Genomic DNA, 22,274 nt, shown 5'->3' with positions numbered 1-22,274 from the left:
GCTCAGGAAGCGACGGGCGCGCCGGGCACGCCGGGCACGACGGGCACGCCGGACGCGGCGGCCACCCGGGCGAGGAAGCGTCGGACGATCTCCTCCCCCGCCGCCACCCCCACCTCGTCGAGGGCGGTGACGCCGGGGGCGGTCCAGCCGCCGTCGGCGAGTTCGCCGTGCCCGGGCCGCCAGGCGGCGTCGGCGGCGAGCAGCAGGTCGGCGTCGAGCAGTGAGTCGCCGGCCGCGAGCACGGTGGACGCGCCGGTGCGCCGGACGGCTTCGGCGAGGGCGGCGCTCTTGCTGAGCGGCGCGGGGACGGCGTAGACCTTGCGGCCCTGGAGCGAGACCGTCCAGCCGCGTCCGGCGCACCAGCCGGTCAGCTCGTCGAGCCAGCCGCCGGGCAGTGCGGCGCGCTCGACGACGAGGTAGGCGAACAGCCCGTCGGCGACGCGGCGCTTGTGCGTCCACTCCGGGTCGGCGCTCAGGGCGAGCTGCCGGACGACCTCCTCCAGCGGGGCCGCACCGGAGGCGAGCCGCGCGGTGATCTCGGTGCGCCAGTCCTGGTCGGGCACGCCGTCGACGAGCAGGTGCCCGCCGTTGCCGCAGATCGCGTACGCGGGGACCCAACCGGGCGTCGGGCCGGGCAGGTTGATCCGCTCGTACTGGGCGAGGGTGCGGGTGGTGGCGGGGACGAACCAGGCCTGCCGGACGAGTTCGACGAGCAGCGCGGCGGCCTGTTCGGTCATGAACGAGAGCGCCTTGCCGTCGTGCACCTCGACGGAGAGCAGCCGGGGCGCGAGCCGGTCGGGGACGTCCAGGGCGAGGGCCCGGTTGGAGTAGACGAGCGTCCGGTCGAGGTCGCTGGCGACGAGGACATCGGCGTTCATCAGGACTCCTTCACCACAACGGTCCTACCGGAGGCCCCGGTCGCTCCCCGACTGTAGCGGGGGTGGATGAGGCCGACGCAGGAGTACGGCAGGCCGTCCACCTCCTCGACCTCGACGCCGCGCTGGGCGGCGAGCAGCCGGACGTGGTCGAGGTCGGCGCCGGCGCCGCGCCGGGCGAGGACCCGCCAGGGGACGCGGCGCAGCAGCACCCGGGTGGTCTCGCCGACGCCGGGCTTGACCAGGTTGACGCTGTCGATGCCGTACTCGGTGCTGATCCGTTCGACGGCGGCCCAGCCGGCCCAGTCGGGCGTGCGGTCCGGGGCGGTGGACAGCCGGTCGGCGGCGGCGACGGCCTCCGGGCGGACGGCGTCGAAGTGGTCGGCCACGGTGTCGAGGAAGGCGGCGGAGACGTCCGCGCCGGCCAGTTCGGCGTAGTGCTTGGCCCCGTGGAAGTCGTCCGGGCCGATCAGGCCGGGCCGCAGCACGGTGCGCGAGACCAGGCCGGAGACGGTGGAGTTGAGGCAGGCGGAGGGGATCAGGAAGTCGTCCCGGGTGCCGTAGGTGCGCGCGCAGCGGCCGGGGTCGGCGAGGACGGCGAGGTCCGGGTCGAAGCCGGTGCCGGCCAGGGCCTCGGCGAGTTCGCGGGTGATCGCGCCCTTGCCGGTCCAGCCGTCGACGAACACGACGTCGCCGGCGCGGTGGTGGGCGGCCAGGTAGCGCAGGGCGACCGGGTCGATGCCGCGGCCGCGGACGATGGAGACGGCGTAGTGCGGGGTGTCGAGGCCGTGGGCGTGGGCGAGCCAGCGGCGGATCAGGATGCCGACGGGCGTGCCGGCCCGGGCCAGCGAGGCGAGCACCAGGCCGGGGCCGCGCTCGCGCAGCAGGGTCTCGGCGACGGTGCCGGCGGCGAGCGCGATGCGGCGGGCGGAGGCGCGCAGCGCCTGGTGGAACAGCTCCTGGTACTCGGGGCTGGGCTGGTACTCGACCGGCAGCGACTCGGCGTAGTGCGCGCCGCCGTTCTGGACGGCCTCCTCGCGCTCCTCGGTGGGGGCTTCGAGCGGGACGCCGGAGAGGTCCTTGAGCAGCCAGGCCACCTCGTCGGGCCGGTAGGAGGAGAACGCCGGGCCGTACAACGGGGACGGCAGGCGGGAAGGCCCGTGGGGCGGCCGATGGGAGGGCAGCCGGACCGGCCGGTGGGAGGGCAGCACCGCGAGCACCACCTGGTCGGTGACCTGCCGCAGCTGGCCGAGCAGGGCGCGCTCGCCCTCGCGCAGGGCGGGGGTGTCGGCGACGTCGTCGACCACCAGCACGACCGCGTCGAAGCGGCGGGCCGGGTCGCTGCCGGGGGCGACGTTGTAGGCGTAGCGCTCGCGCGACGCGTCGTCCTGCGGGTCGTCGTGGGCGGGGAAGGCGAGGCGGGTGCGGATGGCGTAGCCGGGGTCGTCCACGGCGAGGACGGGCGAGCGGGTGGTGGTGGAGTAGCGGACGCGGTCGCCGCCCAGCCGGTCGGCGAGTGCGCCGGCCAGCCGCAGCGGGGCGTACATCAGCTCCTCGAAGCCGAGGACCAGCACGCGCCGCGCCGTGGCGGGCAGTGCGTCGGCCAGCTGTCCGGCCAGGCGGGGCAGGGCGGCGTCCAGTCGGGCGCGGTCGCGGGCGGTGAACCCGTGCCGGCCGCCGTCGGGGAGCCCGGCGGGCCAGTCCAGGTCGACCCGGGCGAGCGGTGCGGGCGTTCCGGGGGGTGCGGCGGGGGCGGGGGCGGCCTCGGCTATCAGCCGCTCGGCGCGGTCCAGGACGTCGGCGGGCAGCTGGACGGCGCCGCTGGCGGTGGCCACCAGGTCGAGCCGGACGCCGAGTTCGGCGGCGGTGTCGGCGAGCCGGCGGCGGTCGGCGGTGGAGCGCAGGTCGACCAGGGCGACGACGACGTAGTGGTCGCGGGGGTGGCGGGCGTGCAGTTCACGGATGGTGTTGAGGACCGTGCGGCCGGTCGAGAACTCGTCGTCGACCAGCACCAACGGGCCGTCACCGGCGAGGAGTTCGGGATCGGCGGGGAGCAGCAGGTGCGAGGTGGCGTGCGAGTGCTCCTCCTCGAAGCCGCCGAGCGGGGGCACGCCGGGCACCGGGCGGCGGGTGGAGTGCAGGTACGGGGCGGCGAGGCCGTCGGCGACGCTGTGGCCGAGGCCGGTGGCCGTCTCCGCGTAGCCGAGGACGACGGCCCGCGCGGCGGCCTCGTCGCCGAGCAACTCGCGTACCTGCCGGCCGAGTTCGAGCCCGGCACCGTGGACGACCGCGGGCCGCTGCGGGACGTGCTTGCCGAGCACGGTGGAGACCAGCAGGTGGGCGCGCTTCGGGTTCTGGGAACGCAGGGCCAGGCCCACGAGTTCGGGGAGGCGGTCCGATCCGGTCAGGGCGATGCCGGCCCGGTCGGCGACCCAACGGCCGGTCCACGTCTGCTGTGCTGTCACTGCTGGTCCTGCCTTCGCATGGTGCGGTGGTGCGGTCTTCGCATGGTGCGGTGGTGCGGTCTTCGCATGGTGCGGTGGTGCGGTCTTCGGATCAGTCGGATAGGTCGGATCGGTCGGATCGGTCGGGCCGTTCAGGCCGGCTGCGGACAGCCCCCTCAGCCCCCTCACTCCCCGCACAGGCAGGCCGCGAGCAGCTCCGCGAAGCTCACGTCCTCCCGGGCCACCCCGAACACCTCCGCCCGCAGCAGCACCCGCTCCGCCCAGGCCCGGTGCGGCCGGGCCTCGTTCATCTTGTTGGTGTACGCCGAGCGCAGGACCCCGCCGCCGTCCTGCTCCTGCCGGAGGATGTCCCGGGCGTCGCAGTACTCCTCGTGCGTGACCACGGAGAGGGCGTGCACGGCGGGGACGTGGCTGGGGTGGATGCAGGTCTTGCCGAGCAGGCCGTTGGCCCGGTCGAGCTCGACCTCCCGGATCAGCCCGTCCAGGTCGTGCTCGATGATCCGCCGGCGGACCTCCTCGCCGGAGGCCCGGGCCGTCCCGGGGGCCTCGGCGAACGGCGTGCGGCGCAGCTGCGGCTTGAACATCCGCTCCTGGACCGGGAAGTACTCCCAGACCGGACCGGTGACGGTGTACCCGGTGCCGTCCGCCCGGCCGAGCACGTTGACCACGTCGCCGATCACCGCCGAGACCAGGGCGACGTCGTACGCGGTGAGGTCGGGCGAGCGGCGCAGGCCGTACGCGGAGCAGAGGTCGGTCACGCCGAGGCGGACGGCGAGCACCCGCTCCCGGTGCCCGGCGAGCAGGTCGGCGATGCCGAAGAGCTGCTGGCGCCTGGTCTCCAGGTGGGCGAGTTCGGGTGACTCCAGGACGGGCATGGCGAACAGCCGGCGCCCGGTGGCGGCCTCGGCGGCGGCCAGGGCGGCCAGGTACGCGCCGCCGGTCTCCGTGGTGAACTTCGGCAGGACGAACCCGTTCAGCAGCTCGACGGCCGGCCCGAGCCGCTCGGCCAGGTCGAGGATCTGGGAGGCGGCTCGAACTCTGATGAAGAGCAGGGGGTGGCTTTGTGTGCAGTCGGTGAAATCCCTGACCAGGTCATTCAACTGCTCGATCAGGTTCCGCTCCCCCGCGTCCACCTCGTGGTCGGCGATCGCGTCCTCCAGGCAGAGCACCATCGACACCACGCCCCGAGCAGCCTGTTTGCGGATGTCGGCGGCCAGCGCGGGCCGGGTGGCGGGGCTGTAGAGGGTGCCGCCGAGGGCGGTGGCCAGCACCGCGGCCTCGCTCCGCGCGGTGAACGGCCGGGGCGGTTCGAGGAAGAGGCGACCGCGTACGTCGTCGGCGAGGTGGCCGAAATGGCGCAAGGTGCTCTCCTCAGAGGTTTGACGGCCGCCGGTCCGTTGCCGGGGCGTTCGGCGGCGCGGGACGACACCGCGATCCAGCGGTGCGACACCATGGTTAACCGGTCCACGGGGCTCCGTGGTTCCCGGACGGACGCCGGCGGGCCCCCCTCCGCCCGACCCCGGCGGGCCCTTGGACCGCCCATCGTACGGACGGATTCCGGCCGTCCCCGGTTCCTCGGCACTGAACTCCCGGAACATCGCCGTCCAGATCACCGATCACCGGTCGAGCACCGGCAAACCCCCGGCAAGCGCAAGTCTTGGCAAAGTCCGACCTGGTTCCGACGGTCCCGGTCACGTTGTCCGAAGGGGTGGCGAACGGGCAGGATGGTCGGCTATGACGCACGTGATGGCCAAGGGCGCCAACATCGCACTGCCGGCTGCGGCGGTCCGCGCCGTGCTGCGCTGGAGCGCCACGCCCGGTGCGCCGGACGTGGACGCGTCCGCGCTGCTGCTCGGCGCCACCGGCAAGGTCCGTTCGGATGCCGACTTCGTCTTCTACAACCAGCCGCGGCACCCCTCCGGCCTGGTGCGCCACCTGCCCAAGCAGCAGACCTCCGGCGGCGCCGAGATCATCGACACGATCGAGGTCGAACTCGCCAAGCTGCCCGCCGACGTCGACCGGGTGGTGCTGGCCGGCTCCTCCGAGGGCGGCTCCTTCCGCACGGTGCCCGGGCTGCGCCTGCTGCTCTTCGACGCCACGGCCGGGGACGTCGCGCCCGCACTCGCCGAGTTCGCGATCTCCGACGGCGAGAACGTCACCGCCCTGGTCGCGGGCGAGCTGTACCGGCGCTCCGGCGCCTGGAAGTTCCGGGCGATCGGCCAGGGCTACACCTCCGGCCTGATCGGCCTGGCCACCGACTTCGGCATCACCGTCGACGACGAGGCGGAGGCCGACGCGGCCCCGGCGGCGGCCTCGACGGCCACCCCCACCGTCACCCCCACCGCCGCCGTCGACCCCCGCAGCACCCCGCTGCCCGCCCCGCGCCCGACCGCCCCGCCCGAGCCCGGCACCTTCACCCTGGCCCCGGCCGTCCCGCAGCCGTCGGCCACCCCCCAGGGCCGGCCCCAGCAGCAGCCCGCCGCGGCCGCCACCGGCGCGGTGCCGCCCCCGCCGACCGCGCCGCCCGCCGTTCCCCCGGCCACTGCGCCGGCCCCGCCCGCACCCCCGACCCACCAGCCCGGCACCGGGTACGGCTACCCGCACCAGCCGCAGCCCCAGCAGCCGCCCGGCACCGGCTACGGCTATCCGCAGCAGCAGCCCGGTACCGGCTACGGGTACCCGCAGCCGACCCCCCAGCCGTACCCGCAGCAGCAGGGCGCCGGCTACGGCTACCCGCACCAGCAGCAGCCCGCCCCGCAGCAGCACCCCGGCAGCTACGGCTACCCGCACGCCGGCACCGGCCAGCAGCCGCCGGCCCAGGCCCCCGCGCAACCACCGGCCCAGGCACCGGCCCAGGCACCGGCCCAGCCGCCCACCGGCGAGGAGTTCGCCCTGCCGCCGCAGGGCCCGCAGTTCCAGCCCCGCTGATCGGTCTGCCCAGAGCATGACCGCCGCCCGGCTCCGACCGGACCGAACAGGGCCGGACCGAACAGGGCCGGGCCGGACAGGGCCCAGGCCGGACAGGGTCTAGTCGGAGCCGCCCTGGCTCTTGTACCCGCGCTGCCACTGCAGCCCGAACCCGTACAGCCGGTCGATGTCCGCCTGGAACCCGTTGACGTACCGCACCTCACGGCGCACCGTCAGCTGGTTGTCCCCCGCGTTCTCGATCAGCACCACCGCGCACGAGCGCGCCGCCCGGGCCCGTTCGTCCAGCTTGATCTCGATCCGCGGCCCGGTCTGCGGCACGATCGTCACCACCGCGTGGGACTGCTCGAAGGCCGGCGTGCCGTCGTAGATGTAGACGAAGATCAGCAGCCGTTTGAACTTGTCCTTCTTCTCCAGGTTGACGTACATCGTCTCGCCGGACGGCGCCCCGTACTGGTCGTCGCCGCTGAGCTTGATGTACGGCGGTTGCCGGAGGTCGCCGAAGTAGCCGCCGAGCGGCTGCACCACGCCGCTGCTCCCGTCGGACAGTTCGTACATGCACGCCAGGTCGAGGTCGACGTTGACCTGCTCGTTCTGCACCGAGTCCGGCTCCAGCGGGCGCAGGATACGGGGGCTGAAGAGGCGCTTGGCGCGTTCCCGGGCACTGGGCCGGACGGCCCCGGAGCGGGTGGTCCAGTGCAGGTTGACGTAGAGGTAGCCGGTGGTGGCCGCGGCCCCGGTGATCGCGTGCTGCGGGGTCGACTTGGTGAGTATGACCTTGTGCTGACCGCCCGGGTTGTCGAAGGTGTAGTTCCGCTCCCCGCGCAGGTACTCCCAGATCGAGACCATCCCGCCCTCTCCCCCTGCTCCCGTCAGGCAATCTGACGGTCCGCCGCTCCATGATCGGGCATCAGCCCGGCCCTCGGATACCCAAACCTCCCCCTCCCCTACCCCGTCGGGCCCCCCGGCGCTCACCGCCGGGTCGACGAGTGGAGCGGTCGGCGGGTCGATTGGCGGGAGGAAGCCCCCCTCCCGTAACATGCCGCCCCTTCGGACGCGATATCGTCTAGCCGCACAGGTGTCCCGTCCGCCCCTGCGCGGGTGCGGCGGGTACGCCGTGCGGCGACGAACGAACCGTCAGGCGCTCCCCGAGTAGCGGGAGCTGACCGCCTGTGTCGCTCTGTGAACCCGTCCCCTGCGGAAACCCGAGGCCCGACCCGCAATGAACCTGACCTCCATACAGCTGGTCTGGACCGTCGTCGGCGGCGCAGCCCTGCTGTTCGTCGCCGTCCTGCTGGCGACGCTGCGTTTCAAGAACACGAAGAAGGAAGAGGCCGGCGACTCCTGGGAGCGCAGCGAGGAGCGTCGGCGGCGCAAGGAGATGATCTACGGCATCTCCTCCTACACGCTGCTGTTCTGCTGCGCCGGTGTCGCGGCCGCGCTGTCCTTCCACGGCCTGGTGGGCTTCGGCAAGGAGAACCTGGGGCTGTCCGGCGGCTGGGAGTACCTCGTCCCGTTCGGCCTCGACGGCGCCGCGATGTTCTGCTCGGTGCTCGCCGTGCGCGAGGCCAGCCACGGTGACGCCGCGCTCGGCTCCCGCCTGCTGGTCTGGGTGTTCGCGATCGCCTCGGCCTGGTTCAACTGGGTGCACGCGCCGCGCGGCGTGACGCACGACGGCGCCCCGCAGTTCTTCTCCGGCATGTCGATCTCGGCGGCGATCCTGTTCGACCGCGCGCTGAAGCAGACCCGCAAGGCCGCGCTGCGCGAGCAGGGGCTCGTGCCGCGCCCGCTGCCGCAGATCCGGATCGTCCGCTGGCTGCGCGCCCCGCGCGAGACCTACGCGGCCTGGTCGCTGATGCTGCTGGAGAACGTCCGCAGCCTGGACGAGGCGGTCGAGGAGGTGCGCGAGGAGCGCCAGGCCAAGCTGGACGCCAAGGTGCGGGCCCGCACGGCCGACCGCCGCGAGCGGGCCGAGCTGAAGGCCATCTCCCGCCAGGGCGGCATGCTCGCCCGGGCCCGCGGCGGCCGCCAGGTGCCCGCGCTCACGGCTGCCGGCGACGGCCAGACCGCTACGGAGCCTGCCCTAGCCGCCGAGTCGGACACCGCCTCCTCGTACCAGGCCGCCTCGGGCCCGCTGGAGCCGGCCGCGCTGGACGCCGGCCGCCGCCCGCGTGCCGCCGTCGGCTCGTCGTACGCGCCGTCCTCGTCGGCGTCCTCCTCGTCCTACTCGTCGTCCTACTCCTCGTCCTCGTCCGTCGGATCGGCCTCGGGCTCGTCCTACCGCAGCTCGGCCATCGACCTGACGGCCGACGACGACACCCTGTCGATGCCCAAGCTGGACTCGCTGGAGCGCAAGCTGCGCGCGATCGAGCAGCAGCTCGGCTGAGCGGGCGCACCGCGACGCGAAACGGCCGCCCCCGGATTCCCGGAGGCGGCCGTTTCGCGTACCCGGCGGGCTACTCGCCGGTACTCGTACTCACCAGTTCCGGTTCGTCCTGCGCGCCCTCGCGCCGGTTGCGCAGGATCGACGAGCCGAGCGCCAGCCCGATGAAGGCGACGCCGATCAGGCCGGTGACGATCTCCGGGATGTGGTACTTGATCCCGACCAGCAGGATCACCGAGAGCGCGCCGATCGCGTAGTGCGCGCCGTGCTCCAGGTAGACGTAGTCGTCCAGGGTGCCCTTGCGGACCAGGAAGACGGTCAGCGAGCGGATGTACATCGCGCCGATGCCCAGGCCCAGGGTGATCTGGAAGATGTCGCTGGAGACGGCGAACGCGCCGACCACGCCGTCGAAGGAGAACGAGGCGTCCAGGACCTCCAGGTAGAGGAAGAGGAAGAACGCGGCCTTGCCGCCGACCTGGAGGATCGACTTGCCGGACTTCTCGGCCGTCTCCTCGCGCTCGGCGTCCTCCTCCAGACCCGATTCGAAGATCGAGGAGAGGCCGCCGACCACGAGATAGGTGATCAGGCCGAGGACACCGGCGAGCAGAACGGTTTCAGCGTGCTCCCCGGCGAAGAAGTTGGAGGCCAGCACCAGCACGACCAGCGCGACGACGCTGGAGAAGGCGTCCAGCTTGCCGACCTTCTCCAGCGGGCGCTCGATCCAGGCCAGCCAGTTGTGCTCCTTCTCGTCGAACACGAAGTCGAGGAAGATCATGAGCAGGAAGACGCCGCCGAAGGCCGCGATGGCGGGGTTGGCCGCCTCCAGGTACTGGCCGTAGGTCAGGCCGTCGTGCGTCTTGTCGGAGTGCAGCGCGAGGTCGATGACCGTCGCGGGGTTGAGCTTCGCGGTGAGGCCGACCACCAGCAGCGGGAAGACCAGCCGCATGCCGAAGACGGCGATGAGCACGCCGACGGTCAGGAAGATCTTCTGCCAGTACGGGTTCATCCGCTTCAACACCGTGGCGTTGACCACCGCGTTGTCGAACGACAGGGAGATCTCCAGGATGGAGAGGATCAGCACGATGCCGAATCCTTGGGCCCCCCAGAGCAGTCCGGCCGCGATCAGGCCTAGGACGGTGATCGCGAACGACCAGCCGAAAGTGCGGAGGAACACGGGACTTGGTTACCTTTCGGGTTTCGGGCCGTGCCGGGGGCGGCCTCGTCCCGAGACGCCCTGACCGGGCCGGGCCCGGTCAGGTCACCCCCGCACTGCCCTCTGTTCTCATGATCGTAGGTTGGGTGCGATTGTTCTTATTTTCGCCTTTTCGCCCTTACTGTACGTTTACGCCGAAGTCGAGGGCGATGCCGCGCAGGCCGGAGGCGTAGCCCTGGCCCACCGCGCGGAACTTCCACTCGCCCGCATAGCGGTACAGCTCGCCGAAGATCATCGCGGTCTCGCTGGACGCGTCCTCGGACAGGTCGTAACGGGCGATCTCCTGGCCGTCGAGGGAGTTGGCGACCCGGATGTAGGCGTTGCGGACCTGCCCGAAGTTCTGCAGCCGCGCCTCGGCGTCGTAGATCGACACCGCGAAGACCACCTTGTCCGCCTGCGCCGGCACCAGGTCCAGGTTGACCAGGACCACCTCGTCGTCGCCGTCGTCCTCGCCGCCGGTGAGGTTGTCACCGGTGTGCTCGACCGAGCCCTCGGGGCTCTTGAGGTTGTTGTAGAAGACGAAGTACTCGTCACCGAGCACCCGGCCGCCACCACAGATCAGGGCGCTCGCATCGAGGTCGAACGGTGCGCCCGTGGTCGAACGGGCGGACCAGCCGAGGCCGATCTGGACCTGCGTCAGGTTCGGCGCGGCCTTGGTGAGCGAGACGTTCCCGCCCTTGGCGAGCGTGACCACCATGACTGTTCTTCCTCCCTTGCCTTCTCCCGGGGCGCGCCTACAAGGTGTAGTCCCCCACGGCCCGGGCCGGCCCCGTTTGGCCGGCTGAACTTCCTGAACTCACATCCTCGCAGCGCACGGAGCCGGCACGAAGCCGGGGCGGCCCCGGACCTCTGAAGGTCCGGGGCCGCCCCGTACAAGGCTCCCGCGCCGGGCGACCGGCCGCCGTCCGGCGCCGTCCCGTGTCGCCCGGTGTCGTCCCGTGTCGTGTCGCCCGGTGTCGCCCGGTGTCGTCCGGTCAGACGTTGACGCCGAAGTCCTGGGCGATGCCGCGCAGGCCGGAGGCGTAGCCCTGGCCGATGGCCCGGAACTTCCACTCGGCGCCGTTGCGGTACAGCTCGCCGAAGACCATCGCGGTCTCGGTGGAGGCGTCCTCGGAGAGGTCGTAGCGGGCCAGCTCCGTGTTGTCGGCCTGGTTCACCACGCGGATGAACGCGTTGCGCACCTGGCCGAAGTTCTGCCCGCGGTTCTCGGCGTCGTAGATCGACACCGGGAAGACGATCTTCTGCACGTCCGCCGGGACGCCGACCAGACTGACCTTGATCGCCTCGTCGTCGCCCTCGCCCTCGCCGGTGCGGTTGTCACCGGTGTGCTCGACGGAGCCGTCCGCGCTCTTCAGGTTGTTGAAGAAGACGAAGTTCCCGTCCGAGGCGACCTTGCCCTGCTCGTTGCAGAGCAGCGCGCTGGCGTCCAGGTCGAAGTCCGTCCCGGTGGTGGTCCGGACGTCCCAGCCCAGGCCGACGACCACGGCCGAAAGCCCCGGGGCCTCCTTGGTGAGCGAGACATTGCCGCCCTTGCTCAGGCTGACACCCACTTGTCCTCCAAGAATCGGGAGGCACGCCCTGGTGCCCCCGTGGTGCGGTTCGAGGCGCCGGCCGGCGAGCGGCTCACGTGCCCCACCCGACCAACGGACCGAGCGTAGTGCGCGGTTCCCGTCCGGACGTGCGAACGGGCCCGGCGCGGCTGTTCGAAGTTCGCGGGACCGGGCCCGCGGCCACCGCCACGGGCCTCCACGCGGGGCCTCAGAGGGCGTCGAGGGCCTTCAGGTACTCCTGCTCGTCCCGGGCGTCCGGGAGGTCGTTGACGACGCTCCAGCGCACCGTGCCCGCCGTGTCGATCACGAAGGTGCCGCGCACGGGGCAGCCCTTCCGCTCGTCGAGGACGCCGTAGGCGCGGGCGACCTCGCCGTGCGGCCAGAAGTCGGCCAGCAGCGGGAACTCCAGGCCCTCGCGGTCGGCGAAGACGCGCTGGGTGAACTGCGAGTCGCAGGAGACGCCGAGCACCTGGACCCGGTCGTTCTGCAGCTGCGCCAGCTCCCGCTGGATGGCGCCGAGCTCGCCGGTGCAGACGCCGGTGAAGGAGAACGGGTAGAAGACCAGGACGACGTTCCGCTCGCCCCGGAAGTCGGAGAGGCGGACCGCTTCGCCGTGCTGGTTGTTGAGCTCGAAGTCCGGAGCCTCGGTGCCGACCTCGATGGCCATGGACGTGACCTTTCTGACGCGACCGTGCCGCGCGGGCGGCGCGGACAGCGCCATCCTCGCATCCGTTCGGGCACGTTCCGCCGAATGGATGAGGGCGGCACCCGCACGCTTCACCGCTTTCGCCCTGGGCGAACGCGTTTCCGGGCCGGCTCCGAGGCCGACGCGACCCCGGGTGAACACGCTCCGTGATGACACGGGCGGGCGCCGCCCCCGGTTCCGGACCCCGGAAAACGATCGGGCCCCGCTGGAGGGATCCTCCAGCGGGGCCCGGTGCGGGGCCTCAGAGCCCGCTCAGCGCTTGCCGCCCGGCTTGGCCGTGGACTTGGTGGCGAGCCGGGTGGCCGCCCAGTCCTTGGCGACCGCGATCGAGCTGGTCTGGGAGAGACCGGCGGTGCGGGCCGCGTCCGCGATGTCGGACGCCTCGACGTGGCCGTCACGCCCGGTCTTGGGCGTCAGCAGCCAGATCAGACCGCCCTCGGCCAGGTACTCCAAGGCATCGACGAGGGAGTCGGTGAGGTCCCCGTCGTCGTCGCGGTGCCACAGCAGAACGGCGTCGGCGACGTCGTCGTAGTCCTCGTCGACGAGATCCGTCCCGGTGAGCTCCTCGATGCCTTCGCGGAGATCCTGGTCAGTGTCGTCGTCGTACCCCAGCTCCTGGATGATCTGGCCTTCTTCGAAGCCGAGACGGGTCGCCGGGTTGGACTTGTCCGCGGGGTCCGCGGTCGCGCTCACGGGAATAACCTCCAGTATTCGGCCCGGCATCCATGCCGAGGCTGTGGCCGTAGTCCACACGGGCGCGGCGGTTCGCGCAAGTACCCGACCCCCGATCCCCCCCAAAGGTTGACGTGCCACAGCGGGGACACGCCGTTCGATGTGTCGGGAATCACACCGATTTGCCCTTCTCTGCATGGGACAAGGATGCTTCGGGTGGTCCCGGCCCACAGGGCGTACGGATGCCCGAGATACGAACGGCATTCGGGTCCGCGCGTGCGCGGGCGTAGAGTCTCCTGTTGGCCCTCACCCCGGCCGCCCGCCATCGGGCGGACGGGACACCAGGTCGGACCACCTCTGTACGTAGCACCCGGGGGTGTGCGGGGCGGGCGAAGTCGCCCGGACCGCGCACCGCCAGACCGTCCCGCCCACCAGGCGGAACGGTTACCGATCGGTAGAGATGACGGATCTCCGAGCGCGGTAGCACGATGGAGGCGGCGCGACACACCTCAGTTTCGACCGACAGTGAAGGAACAGCGTGGCTTCCGGATCCGATCGCAACCCGATCATCATTGGCGGCCTTCCGAGTCAGGTCCCGGACTTCGATCCCGAGGAGACCGCGGAATGGCTGGAGTCGCTTGACGCGGCCATCGACGAGCGGGGGCGCGAGCGCGCCCGCTACCTGATGCTCCGCCTGATCGAGCGCGCCCGCGAGAAGCGTGTCGCCGTGCCCGAGATGCGCAGCACGGACTACGTCAACACCATCGCGACCAAGGACGAGCCGTTCTTCCCCGGCAACGAGGAGATCGAGCGCAAGATCCTCAACGCGACCCGCTGGAACGCGGCCGTGATGGTCTCCCGGGCGCAGCGCCCGGGCATCGGCGTGGGCGGGCACATCGCCACCTTCGCCTCCTCCGCGTCGCTGTACGACGTCGGCTTCAACTACTTCTTCCGCGGCAAGGACGCCGAGGGCGAGTCCGGCGACCAGATCTTCTTCCAGGGCCACGCCTCCCCCGGCATCTACGCCCGCGCGTTCCTGCTGGACCGACTGTCCGAGCGGCAGCTCGACGCGTTCCGCCAGGAGAAGTCGAAGGCCCCGTACGGCCTCTCCAGCTACCCGCACCCGCGGCTGATGCCGGACTTCTGGGAGTTCCCGACCGTGTCCATGGGCCTCGGCCCGCTCGGCGCGATCTACCAGGCCCGGATGAACCGCTACCTGGAGCACCGCGGGATCAAGGACACCTCCGACTCGCAGGTCTACGCCTTCCTCGGCGACGGCGAGATGGACGAGCCGGAGTCGCTGGGCCAGCTGTCGCTGGCCTCGCGCGAGGGCCTCGACAACCTGACCTTCGTGGTCAACTGCAACCTGCAGCGCCTGGACGGCCCGGTCCGCGGCAACGGCAAGATCATCCAGGAGCTGGAGTCCCAGTTCCGGGGCGCCGGCTGGAACGTGATCAAGCTGGTCTGGGACCGCAGCTGGGACCCGCTGCTCGCGCAGGACCGCGACGGCGTCCTGGTCAACAAGCTGAACACCACGGTGGACGGCCAGTTCCAGACCTACGCCACCGAGACCGGCCAGTACATCCGCGAGCACTTCTTCGGCAGCGACCTGCGCCTGCGCAAGATGGTCGAGAGCATGACCGACCAGCAGGTCCAGCACCTGGGTCGCGGCGGCCACGATCACAAGAAGATCTACGCGGCGTTCAAGGCGGCCCGCGAGCACCAGGGCCAGCCGACGGTCATCCTCGCCCAGACGGTCAAGGGCTGGACGCTCGGCCCCAACTTCGAGGGCCGCAACGCCACCCACCAGATGAAGAAGCTGACGGTCGAGGACCTGAAGCGCTTCCGCGACCGGCTGCACCTGCCGATCACCGACAAGCAGCTCGACGAGGGCTACCCGCCCTACTACCACCCGGGCCGCGACTCGGAAGAGATCCAGTACATGCACGACCGCCGCAGCGAGCTGGGCGGCTACGTGCCGACCCGCAAGGTGCGCCCGCGTCAGCTGGAACTGCCCGGCGACGACGCGTACAAGGCGGTCAAGAAGGGCTCCGGCAACCAGACCATCGCCACCACCATGGCGTTCGTCCGGGTGCTCAAGGACCTCATGCGGGACAAGGGCATCGGCAACCGCTTCGTGCCGATCGCGCCCGACGAGTACCGCACCTTCGGCATGGACTCGCTCTTCCCGTCGGCGAAGATCTACAACCCGCTCGGCCAGACCTACGAGTCGGTCGACCGCGACCTGCTGCTGGCCTACAAGGAGTCGCCGACCGGCCAGATGCTGCACGACGGCATCTCCGAGGCCGGCTGCACCGCCTCGCTGATCGCCGCCGGCTCCTCCTACGCCACCCACGGCGAGCCGCTGATCCCGGTGTACGTCTTCTACTCGATGTTCGGGTTCCAGCGCACCGGCGACCAGTTCTGGCAGATGGCCGACCAGCTGGCCCGCGGCTTCGTGATCGGCGCCACCGCCGGCCGCACCACGCTGACCGGCGAGGGCCTCCAGCACGCCGACGGCCACTCGCAGCTGCTGGCCTCGACCAACCCCGGCGTCGTCGCGTACGACCCGGCGTACGGCTTCGAGATCGCGCACATCGTCCAGGACGGTCTGCGGCGGATGTACGGCACCAGTGCCGAGCACCCGCACGGCGAGGACGTGTTCTACTACATGACCGTCTACAACGAGCCGATCAAGATGCCGGCCGAGCCCGAGAACGTGGACGTCGAGGGCATCCTCAAGGGTCTGCACAAGTACGCGCCGGGCACCGCCGGCCAGATCCCGGCCCAGATCCTCGCCTCCGGCGTGGCCGTGCCGTGGGCCCTGGAGGCCCAGCGCATCCTCGCCGAGGAATGGAACGTCAAGGCCGACGTCTGGTCCGCGACCTCCTGGAACGAGCTGCGCCGCGACGCGGTGGAGGCCGAGGAGTTCAACCTGCTGCACCCCGAGGAGCAGCAGCGCGTGCCGTACGTCACCCAGAAGCTCCAGGGTGCCGAGGGCCCGGTCGTCGCCGTGTCCGACTGGATGCGCGCGGTGCCGGACCAGATCTCCCGCTGGGTGCCCGGTCAGTACCAGTCGCTCGGCGCCGACGGGTTCGGCTTCGCCGACACCCGCGGTGCGGCCCGTCGCTTCTTCCACATCGACGCGCAGTCGGTCGTCCTGGCGGTGCTCACCGAGCTCGCCAAGCAGGGCAAGGTCGACCGCAGCGCGCTGAAGGACGCGATCGACCGCTACCAGCTGCTCGACGTGGCCGCAGCCGACCCGGGCGCCGCCGGCGGCGACGCCTGATCACCCGCTAGACCATGAAGGGTCGGGCCTCCGAGCACGGAGGTCCGGCCCTTCGGCGTCCCCGGGTGCACCCGGGCAGTCCCACCCGCCCGCGGCGGCGGATGACGGCACGCAGCGGCCCCGGACTCGGTCGAGTCCGGGGCCGTTGGTCGTTGGCCGCTGGTCACTGATCGCGCGGGGATCAGACGTGGCGCGGGATCAGATGTGGACGGCCGGGCCCGCGTCGACGGTGCCGCGGCGGGTGAGCAGGCCGAGCACGGCGGCGCCGAAGGCCACCACGGCGGCGACCGCGAAGGCGAGCGACATGCCGCTGACGAAGGAGTCGTGCACGGCGCCGGCCATCGCGTCCACCGCCTGCTGCGGGGTGCCGGCCGGGGCCGGCGGGACGATGCCGAGCTGCGCGGCCTGCTTGAGGCCCTCGGCCTCGGCGCCCTGGACCGGCGGCAGGCCGGCCTTGGCCCAGTTGCCGGGCAGCACGTCCCCGACCTTGGCCGCCATCAGCGCGCCGAGCACCGCGGTGCCGAGGCTGCCGCCGACCTGCATCGCGGCCTGCTGGAGGCCGCCGGCCACACCGGACAGCTCCAGCGGGGCGTTGCCGACGATCACCTCGGTGGCGCCGACCATGACCGGGCTGATGCCGAGGCCCATCAGGACGAACCAGAGCGACATCACGCCGGTGCCGGAGCCCGCGTCCAGGGTGGACATGCCGAACATCGCGGTGGTGGTGATCAGCATGCCGGCCACGATCGGGATCCGCGGGCCGAGCTTGCCGATCGCGATGCCCGCCACCGGCGAACCGATGATCATCATGCCGGTCATCGGCAGCAGGTGGACGCCGGCGGACACCGGCGACATCCCGTGCACGTTCTGCAAGTAGAAGGTCACGAAGAAGATCGCGCCGAAGAACGCGAAGGCCATCAGCACCATCAGCAGGGTGCCCGCCGACAGCGGCACCGAACGGAACAGGCTGAGCGGGATCAGCGGCTCCTTCGCCCGGGCCTGCCAGAACGCGAAGAGCACCATCAGGACCACCGCGCCGCCCAGGAACAGCAGCGTGCGGGCGTCGCCCCAGCCCCACTCGGGGGCCTTGATGATGCCGAAGACCAGCGCGAACATCGCCACCGAGAGCAGCGCGATCCCGGGCAGGTCGAAGGACTTGGCGGCCTTCTCGGCCCGTACGTCCTTGAGGATCCACAGGCCGAGGCCGAGCGCGATCAGGCCGACCGGGATGTTGATGAAGAAGACCGACTCCCAGTTGACGTGCTCGACCAGCAGGCCGCCGACGATCGGGCCGGCCGCGGTGGAGGCGCCGATCACACCGCCCCAGATGCCGATCGCCATGTTGAGCTTCTCGGCCGGGAAGGCGCCGCGCAGCAGGCCGAGCGCGGCCGGCTGGAGCAGCGCGCCGAACAGGCCCTGGAGCACCCGGAAGGCGATCACGGTCTGGATGTTGCCGGCGAAGCCGATCGCGGCCGAGGTGGCGGCGAAGCCGACGGCGCCGACCAGGAAGGTGTTCTTGTGGCCGAACCGGTCGCCGATCTTGCCGGCCGTGATCAGGAAGACCGCCAGGGCCAGCAGGTAGCCGCTGGTCACCCACTGGATCTCGGAGGGCGCGGCCTTCAGGTCCGCCTGGATGACGGGGTTGGCGATGGCGACGATCGTGCCGTCCAGGGCGACCATCATCACGCCGACCGCGACGGTCAGCAGGGTCAGCCAGGGGTGCCCCTTGAGCCCTCCCCCGCCCGGTGGCGTGCGCTGCGGCGGGACGTCCGCCTTGGCGTTCTTGACGACGGACTGGCTCATCTGGGGCCCTCCGGGGGCGTGGCAGAGAACGGAACGTGGGCGTGGCGCCGCGACCCACCCGTCCCCACGAGTGCCCGGTCGGCGAGCGCCACTTCCGGCAGATTATGTCAGCCACTGACATTCGGCAAACACTGACTTCTGGCTCTGGCTGACATTTGTCAGAGCGCTAAGGTTGTGCTCCTCACCCCGCCCGCACGCGCTCGGAAGGCCCCGCCATGGCCGCTCGCACCCCCACCCCCACCGCCGCCCCGGGCACCCCCGAACGGCTGCCAGGGCTGCGCGAGCGCAAGAAGCAGCAGACCAGGGACGCCCTCGTCCAGGCCGCCCACGTGCTCTTCCTCGGCCAGGGCTTCGCCCGCACCACCGTCGACGAGATCGCCTCCGCCGTCGAGGTCTCCCAGCGCACCTTCTTCCGCTACTTCGCCAACAAGGACGAGGTCGCGCTCGCCGTGATGGCCGACGCCGAGGACTACTTCATCGAGTGCCTGTGCCGCCGCCCGGCCCACGAGTCCCCGCTCCAGGCCCTGCGCGCCGCGATCGTCCAGTCCTGGCGCGAACTCGGCGCCGAACACCGCAGCGGCCCCCGCTCGATCACCACCGCCCTCGAATTGATGCGGATGATCGAGGAGACCCCCACCCTGCTCGCCACCCACCTGCGCCGGGTCACCGAGCAGGAACGGGTGGTCGTCCGGGTAATCGCCGAACGCGAGGGCCTCGACCCGGCCGAGGACCTGCGGCCCACCGTGCTCGCCGCCGTCTTCGGCAGCGTGCTGCGCGCCGCCCACCTGTCCTGGACCCCCGACCAGGAGCCCGCCGGGCCCGAGGGCATGGTCGCCGTCATCGAGCGCCACTTCGACCAGCTCGGCCCGGCCCTGGCCGGCCACTGGCGCACCGGCCCGCAGTAGCACCGGCCACGCGGTAGTACCGGCCCGCAGCAATACCGGCCCGCAGTAGTACCGCGGGCACCGCTCCCGGCCCCGGAACCGTGCCGGGAGCAGTAGTACCCGGGTAGCACCCCCTACTCCGGTAGCACTCCGATGTTCGACCCCAGTGCGACGACGGGCGGTCGGCACCCTCTTAGGCTGGCCCGCGATGAAGACGATCACCACGACCGAAGTCCGCGCGCAGGCCCTCCGGCTGCTCCGCTCGCTCCGGCACCACCTCACCACCCCGACCGGCGGGTCCACCCCGCTGCTCGGGGACTCGCCCCGGGCCTGGCTGCGCCGACTGCCGTACGTCGTCGCGCTGATCATGCAGGCCTCGCTGATCCCCACCGGGATCGTCGCCCTGGTCGACTTCTACGGCGTCGCCGTGCCCATCGCCGGCGCGCTCACCATCGCCCAGACCGCGCCGCTGCTGCTCGCCATCACCCGGCCGCTGGCCGCCTGGTGGATCAGCGCGGCCACCCTCGTCACCACGGCCTCCATCACCGCCCGGCACCACCAGCTCGGCGGCACCTGGCCGTGGACGGCGCCGATGATCCTGGCGTACGTCTTCCTGCTGATCGCGCTCGCGCTGCGGGAGAGCCGGGCCACCCTGATCGCGGTCTGGATCGCCACGATCCTGCTCACCCTCCTCACCACCACGCTCGGCTTCCCGCACGCCGACGACGGCACCACCATGCTGCTGGTCGCCCTCGGCGGCGCCGCCCTGCTGCTCGGCTGGGCCGTCCAGGACCGCGCCGAGGCCCGCCGGCTGCTCGCCGAACAGGAGCACATCAGCGAGGCCGAACGCGAGCGGCGCACCCTGCTGGAGGAGCGCGCCCGGATCGCGAGGGAACTGCACGACGTGGTCGCCCACCACATGTCGGTGATCGCCGTGCAGGCGGCCAGCGCGCCGTACCGGATCACCGGCGTACCGGCCGCGGCCACCGAGGAGTTCACCGCCATCGCCGGCACCGCCCGCGAGTCGCTGACCGAGATGCGCCGACTGCTCGGCGTGCTGCGCAGCGAGGAGTCCGCCGCCGAGAAGGTGCCGCAGCCCGGGATCGAGCAACTGCCGCAGCTGATCGAGACGGTGGGACGGGCCGGGGTCCCGGCCGAACTGACGGTGGATCCGGGGCTGGCCGAGGCGGTGCCGAAGGCAGTCGCCCTGTCCGCGTACCGGATCGTGCAGGAGGCGCTGGCCAACGTGGTGCGCCACGCGCCCGGCTCGCGGGCCCGGATATCCCTGGTCGACGAGGGCGCCACCCTGCTGCTGACCGTGGTGAACACGCCCCCGCCCCAGCACACCGAGTCGCTGGAGGCCTCCATGGAGGGCACCGGACAGGGGCTGATCGGAATGCGGGAACGCGCCCGGCTGGTCGGTGGCAGGCTGGAGACCGGCCCGATGCCGGACGGCGGCTACAAGGTCGCCGCCGTCCTGCCCCTCGAAACCCCCCGGGAGAAGCCCGCATGACCATCCGCGTGATCATCGTCGACGACCAGGCCATGGTGCGGGCCGGCTTCGCCGCCCTGCTCAACGCCCAGAGCGACATCGACGTGGTGGGGGACGCGGCCGACGGCGCGCAGGCCCTGGAGGTGAGCGGCCGCACCCACCCGGACCTGGTGCTGATGGACGTCCGCATGCCCGTCATGGACGGCCTGGAGGCCGCCCGCCGACTGCTCGACCCCGCCGTCCCCGGCGCGCACCGGCCCAAGGTGATGATGCTGACCACCTTCGACGTGGACGACTACGTGTACGAGGCGCTGCGCGCCGGGGCCAGCGGCTTCCTGCTCAAGGACGCCCCGCCGGCCGACCTGATCTCCGCGGTCCGGGTGGTCTCGGCCGGCGAGGCGCTGCTCGCCCCCTCGGTGACCCGCCGGCTGATCGAGGACTTCGCCCGCAACCGGCCGGCCCGGCGGCGCGACCCCAAACTGCGGCTCAACGGCCTCACCCCGCGTGAGACCGAGGTGCTGGAGCTGATCGCCCGCGGCCTGTCCAACCAGGAGATAGCCGGCCGGCTGGTCCTGGCCGAGCAGACCGTCAAGACCCATATCGGGCGCATCCTCGCCAAGCTCGACCTGCGCGACCGCGCCCAGGCCGTCGTCCTCGCCTACGAGTCCGGCCTCGTGACGCCCGGCCAGTGACGCCGGTCCGGTGACCCTCGGCGGCTCCAGCCCGACGGCTCCGGTCCGGAGACACCCCCCGTGGTACCCCGAGCGATACCCCGAGTAGTACCCCGGTAGCACCCGGGAGTTGGCCCCGCGGTGTGACGTCCGCGGGGCCGTCGCATTTCTACCTTCCTTTCCGTCGAAGTCGAACGGATCAGGGAGGGGCCGGACATGGGGAAGTTTCGGGTCAAGAGAGCCATCGCGGCCAGTACGGTGATGCTGGCCGCGGTGCTCGGTCTCGGCGGCTTCTCCACGGACGCCCAACAGGCCGTCACCGGCCCGCCGCCGGGCAGCGCCGCCTGGGTGGCCGACACCGCGCTCGGCCTCCACCCGCCCGACCCGGCCACCGCCACCCCGGCCGAAGTCGCCGCGTTCTTCGCCGAGTTGACGCCCACCCAGCAGAACGCGCTGGCCGTCCGGCACCCGCTGGTGGTCGGCAACCTGGACGGCGCCCCGGTCCAACTCCGGTACCGGGCCAACACGCTGGCCCTCACCGCGGAGCTCGGCCGCGAACTCGCCCGGGCCACCGACCCGGCGCTCACCCCGCAGGACCACGAGCAGGCCCGCACCCGCGCCGAGCGCTACCGCGCCCTGCTGGACGGCGACCGCCGGATCCTCGTCTTCGACCCGCGCGATCGCGGCGAGGTCGCCGAGGTCTTCGGCGACCTCGCCACCGCCCGCCGCACCGCCGTCGTCGTCCCCGGCTCGGACAACGACCTGGAGAACTTCGACCGCTCCCCCGGCTCGTACGGCACCCCCGCCGGCATGGCCCGCTCGCTCTACCGGGCCACCGACCGGCAGAGCGCCGTGATCGCCTGGACCGGCTACACCACCCCGGTCGGGATCGGCCTGGGCGCCGCCACCGAGGACCTGGCCCGGGCCGGGGCCGCGCGGCTCACCCGGCTGCTCGACGGACTCGCCGTCACCACCCGCCCGCAGGCCCCGGCCACGGTGTTCTGCCACAGCTACGGCTCGGTGGTCTGCGGGCTGGCCCGCCCCGGGCCCGACCAGGCCTCCGGCGTGGTCGTCCTCGGCTCGCCCGGGATGGGCGTCGGCTCGGCCGCCGCCCTCGACCCGCGCGTCCCGCTCTGGGCCACCGCCCGCAACGACTCCGACTGGATCGGCCGGGTCCCCTACGTCTCGGTGCTCGGCCTCGGCCACGGCGCCGACCCGACCGCCCCCGGCTTCGGCGCCCGCCCGCTGCCCGCCACCGGATCCGAGGGCCACGCCGGCTACTTCGCCCCCGGCACCGCCTCGCTCACCGCCTTCGCCGCCATCGCCCTCGGCCTCGACCGCTGACC

At 72.1% G+C, this 22,274-nt stretch carries 17 protein-coding genes; 7 read left to right on the top strand and 10 right to left on the bottom strand.

The window, feature by feature from the left end; all coding sequences use genetic code 11:
• Positions 1 to 2 precede the first annotated feature (2 nt).
• The 3 genes from ACFWPT_RS06905 to ACFWPT_RS06895 form a co-directional block, all read right to left on the bottom strand.
• Positions 3 to 878 (bottom strand): HAD family hydrolase, encoded by an 876-nt coding sequence (locus ACFWPT_RS06905; RefSeq protein WP_380480113.1) that lies wholly within the window; start codon positions 876 to 878, stop codon positions 3 to 5.
• A complete protein-coding gene (locus ACFWPT_RS06900) occupies positions 878 to 3,340 on the bottom strand; it encodes a phosphoribosyltransferase (RefSeq protein ID WP_380480111.1) in 2,463 nt (820 codons plus the stop codon). The genes ACFWPT_RS06905 and ACFWPT_RS06900 overlap by 1 nt, the downstream gene beginning before the upstream one ends.
• A gap of 164 nt (positions 3,341 to 3,504) precedes the next feature.
• On the bottom strand, positions 3,505 to 4,701 hold the full coding sequence (locus ACFWPT_RS06895; protein ID WP_380374934.1) for an HpcH/HpaI aldolase/citrate lyase family protein: 1,197 nt from the start codon (positions 4,699 to 4,701) through the stop codon (positions 3,505 to 3,507).
• 373 nt (positions 4,702 to 5,074) lie between these two features.
• Here ACFWPT_RS06895 and ACFWPT_RS06890 point away from each other — a divergent pair, with 373 nt between their 5' ends.
• The gene (locus ACFWPT_RS06890) at positions 5,075 to 6,268 is read left to right on the top strand and encodes a TerD family protein (RefSeq protein ID WP_380480109.1); all 1,194 of its coding nucleotides are present in this window, start codon (positions 5,075 to 5,077) and stop codon (positions 6,266 to 6,268) included.
• A 99-nt stretch (positions 6,269 to 6,367) separates the two neighbouring features.
• Here ACFWPT_RS06890 and ACFWPT_RS06885 read toward each other — a convergent pair whose 3' ends face one another.
• Positions 6,368 to 7,114: a hypothetical protein gene (locus ACFWPT_RS06885; RefSeq protein WP_063347436.1), complete on the bottom strand. Its 747-nt coding sequence runs from the start codon at positions 7,112 to 7,114 to the stop codon at positions 6,368 to 6,370.
• A 373-nt stretch (positions 7,115 to 7,487) separates the two neighbouring features.
• Between ACFWPT_RS06885 and ACFWPT_RS06880 the strand changes: the two genes are divergently transcribed.
• Positions 7,488 to 8,651, top strand: a complete 1,164-nt coding sequence (locus ACFWPT_RS06880; RefSeq protein WP_380480107.1) for a DUF2637 domain-containing protein — start codon at positions 7,488 to 7,490, stop codon at positions 8,649 to 8,651.
• A 70-nt stretch (positions 8,652 to 8,721) separates the two neighbouring features.
• On the opposite strand, the gene ACFWPT_RS06875 is transcribed toward ACFWPT_RS06880, so the two are convergent.
• From ACFWPT_RS06875 to ACFWPT_RS06855, 5 genes are all read right to left on the bottom strand, one after another.
• Positions 8,722 to 9,822 carry a DUF475 domain-containing protein gene (locus ACFWPT_RS06875; protein ID WP_380480105.1) on the bottom strand — a complete coding sequence of 367 codons (1,101 nt, stop codon included), beginning with the start codon at positions 9,820 to 9,822 and terminating at the stop codon, positions 8,722 to 8,724.
• Positions 9,823 to 9,979: 157 nt separating this feature from the next.
• Positions 9,980 to 10,558 carry a TerD family protein gene (locus ACFWPT_RS06870; RefSeq protein ID WP_063347439.1) on the bottom strand — a complete coding sequence of 193 codons (579 nt, stop codon included), beginning with the start codon at positions 10,556 to 10,558 and terminating at the stop codon, positions 9,980 to 9,982.
• Positions 10,559 to 10,835: 277 nt separating this feature from the next.
• A complete protein-coding gene (locus ACFWPT_RS06865; RefSeq protein ID WP_380374940.1) occupies positions 10,836 to 11,411 on the bottom strand; it encodes a TerD family protein in 576 nt (191 codons plus the stop codon).
• 208 nt (positions 11,412 to 11,619) lie between these two features.
• Complete coding sequence (locus ACFWPT_RS06860) at positions 11,620 to 12,078, bottom strand: peroxiredoxin (protein ID WP_380430457.1); 459 nt, start codon at positions 12,076 to 12,078, stop codon at positions 11,620 to 11,622.
• Positions 12,079 to 12,369: 291 nt separating this feature from the next.
• Positions 12,370 to 12,810 carry a DUF3052 domain-containing protein gene (locus tag ACFWPT_RS06855; RefSeq protein ID WP_063347441.1) on the bottom strand — a complete coding sequence of 147 codons (441 nt, stop codon included), beginning with the start codon at positions 12,808 to 12,810 and terminating at the stop codon, positions 12,370 to 12,372.
• A gap of 517 nt (positions 12,811 to 13,327) precedes the next feature.
• Here ACFWPT_RS06855 and aceE point away from each other — a divergent pair.
• A complete protein-coding gene (gene aceE, locus ACFWPT_RS06850; RefSeq protein WP_380374941.1) occupies positions 13,328 to 16,078 on the top strand; it encodes a pyruvate dehydrogenase (acetyl-transferring), homodimeric type in 2,751 nt (916 codons plus the stop codon).
• 198 nt (positions 16,079 to 16,276) lie between these two features.
• Here the strand turns inward: aceE and ACFWPT_RS06845 are convergent, their stop codons facing one another.
• The gene (locus ACFWPT_RS06845; protein ID WP_380480102.1) at positions 16,277 to 17,881 is read right to left on the bottom strand and encodes an MFS transporter; all 1,605 of its coding nucleotides are present in this window, start codon (positions 17,879 to 17,881) and stop codon (positions 16,277 to 16,279) included.
• A gap of 215 nt (positions 17,882 to 18,096) precedes the next feature.
• On the opposite strand from ACFWPT_RS06845, the gene ACFWPT_RS06840 reads away from it, so the two are divergent.
• From ACFWPT_RS06840 to ACFWPT_RS06825, 4 genes are all read left to right on the top strand, one after another.
• On the top strand, positions 18,097 to 18,786 hold the full coding sequence (locus tag ACFWPT_RS06840) for a TetR family transcriptional regulator (RefSeq protein WP_063347444.1): 690 nt from the start codon (positions 18,097 to 18,099) through the stop codon (positions 18,784 to 18,786).
• A gap of 187 nt (positions 18,787 to 18,973) precedes the next feature.
• The gene (locus ACFWPT_RS06835; RefSeq protein ID WP_380480100.1) at positions 18,974 to 20,278 is read left to right on the top strand and encodes a sensor histidine kinase; all 1,305 of its coding nucleotides are present in this window, start codon (positions 18,974 to 18,976) and stop codon (positions 20,276 to 20,278) included.
• Positions 20,275 to 20,949, top strand: a complete 675-nt coding sequence (locus tag ACFWPT_RS06830) for a response regulator transcription factor (protein WP_063347446.1) — start codon at positions 20,275 to 20,277, stop codon at positions 20,947 to 20,949. Before ACFWPT_RS06835 ends, ACFWPT_RS06830 begins: the two co-directional genes overlap by 4 nt.
• 195 nt (positions 20,950 to 21,144) lie before the next feature.
• Positions 21,145 to 22,272: an alpha/beta hydrolase gene (locus ACFWPT_RS06825; protein ID WP_380480098.1), complete on the top strand. Its 1,128-nt coding sequence runs from the start codon at positions 21,145 to 21,147 to the stop codon at positions 22,270 to 22,272.
• Positions 22,273 to 22,274 lie beyond the last annotated feature (2 nt).

Origin of the sequence: Kitasatospora sp. NPDC058478, from assembly GCF_042720345.1 — a bacterium.
Classification (GTDB): Bacteria; Actinomycetota; Actinomycetes; order Streptomycetales; family Streptomycetaceae; genus Kitasatospora.
Note: the sequence above shows the minus strand (reverse complement) of the source record. Positions and strands in the feature narration are given on the sequence as shown.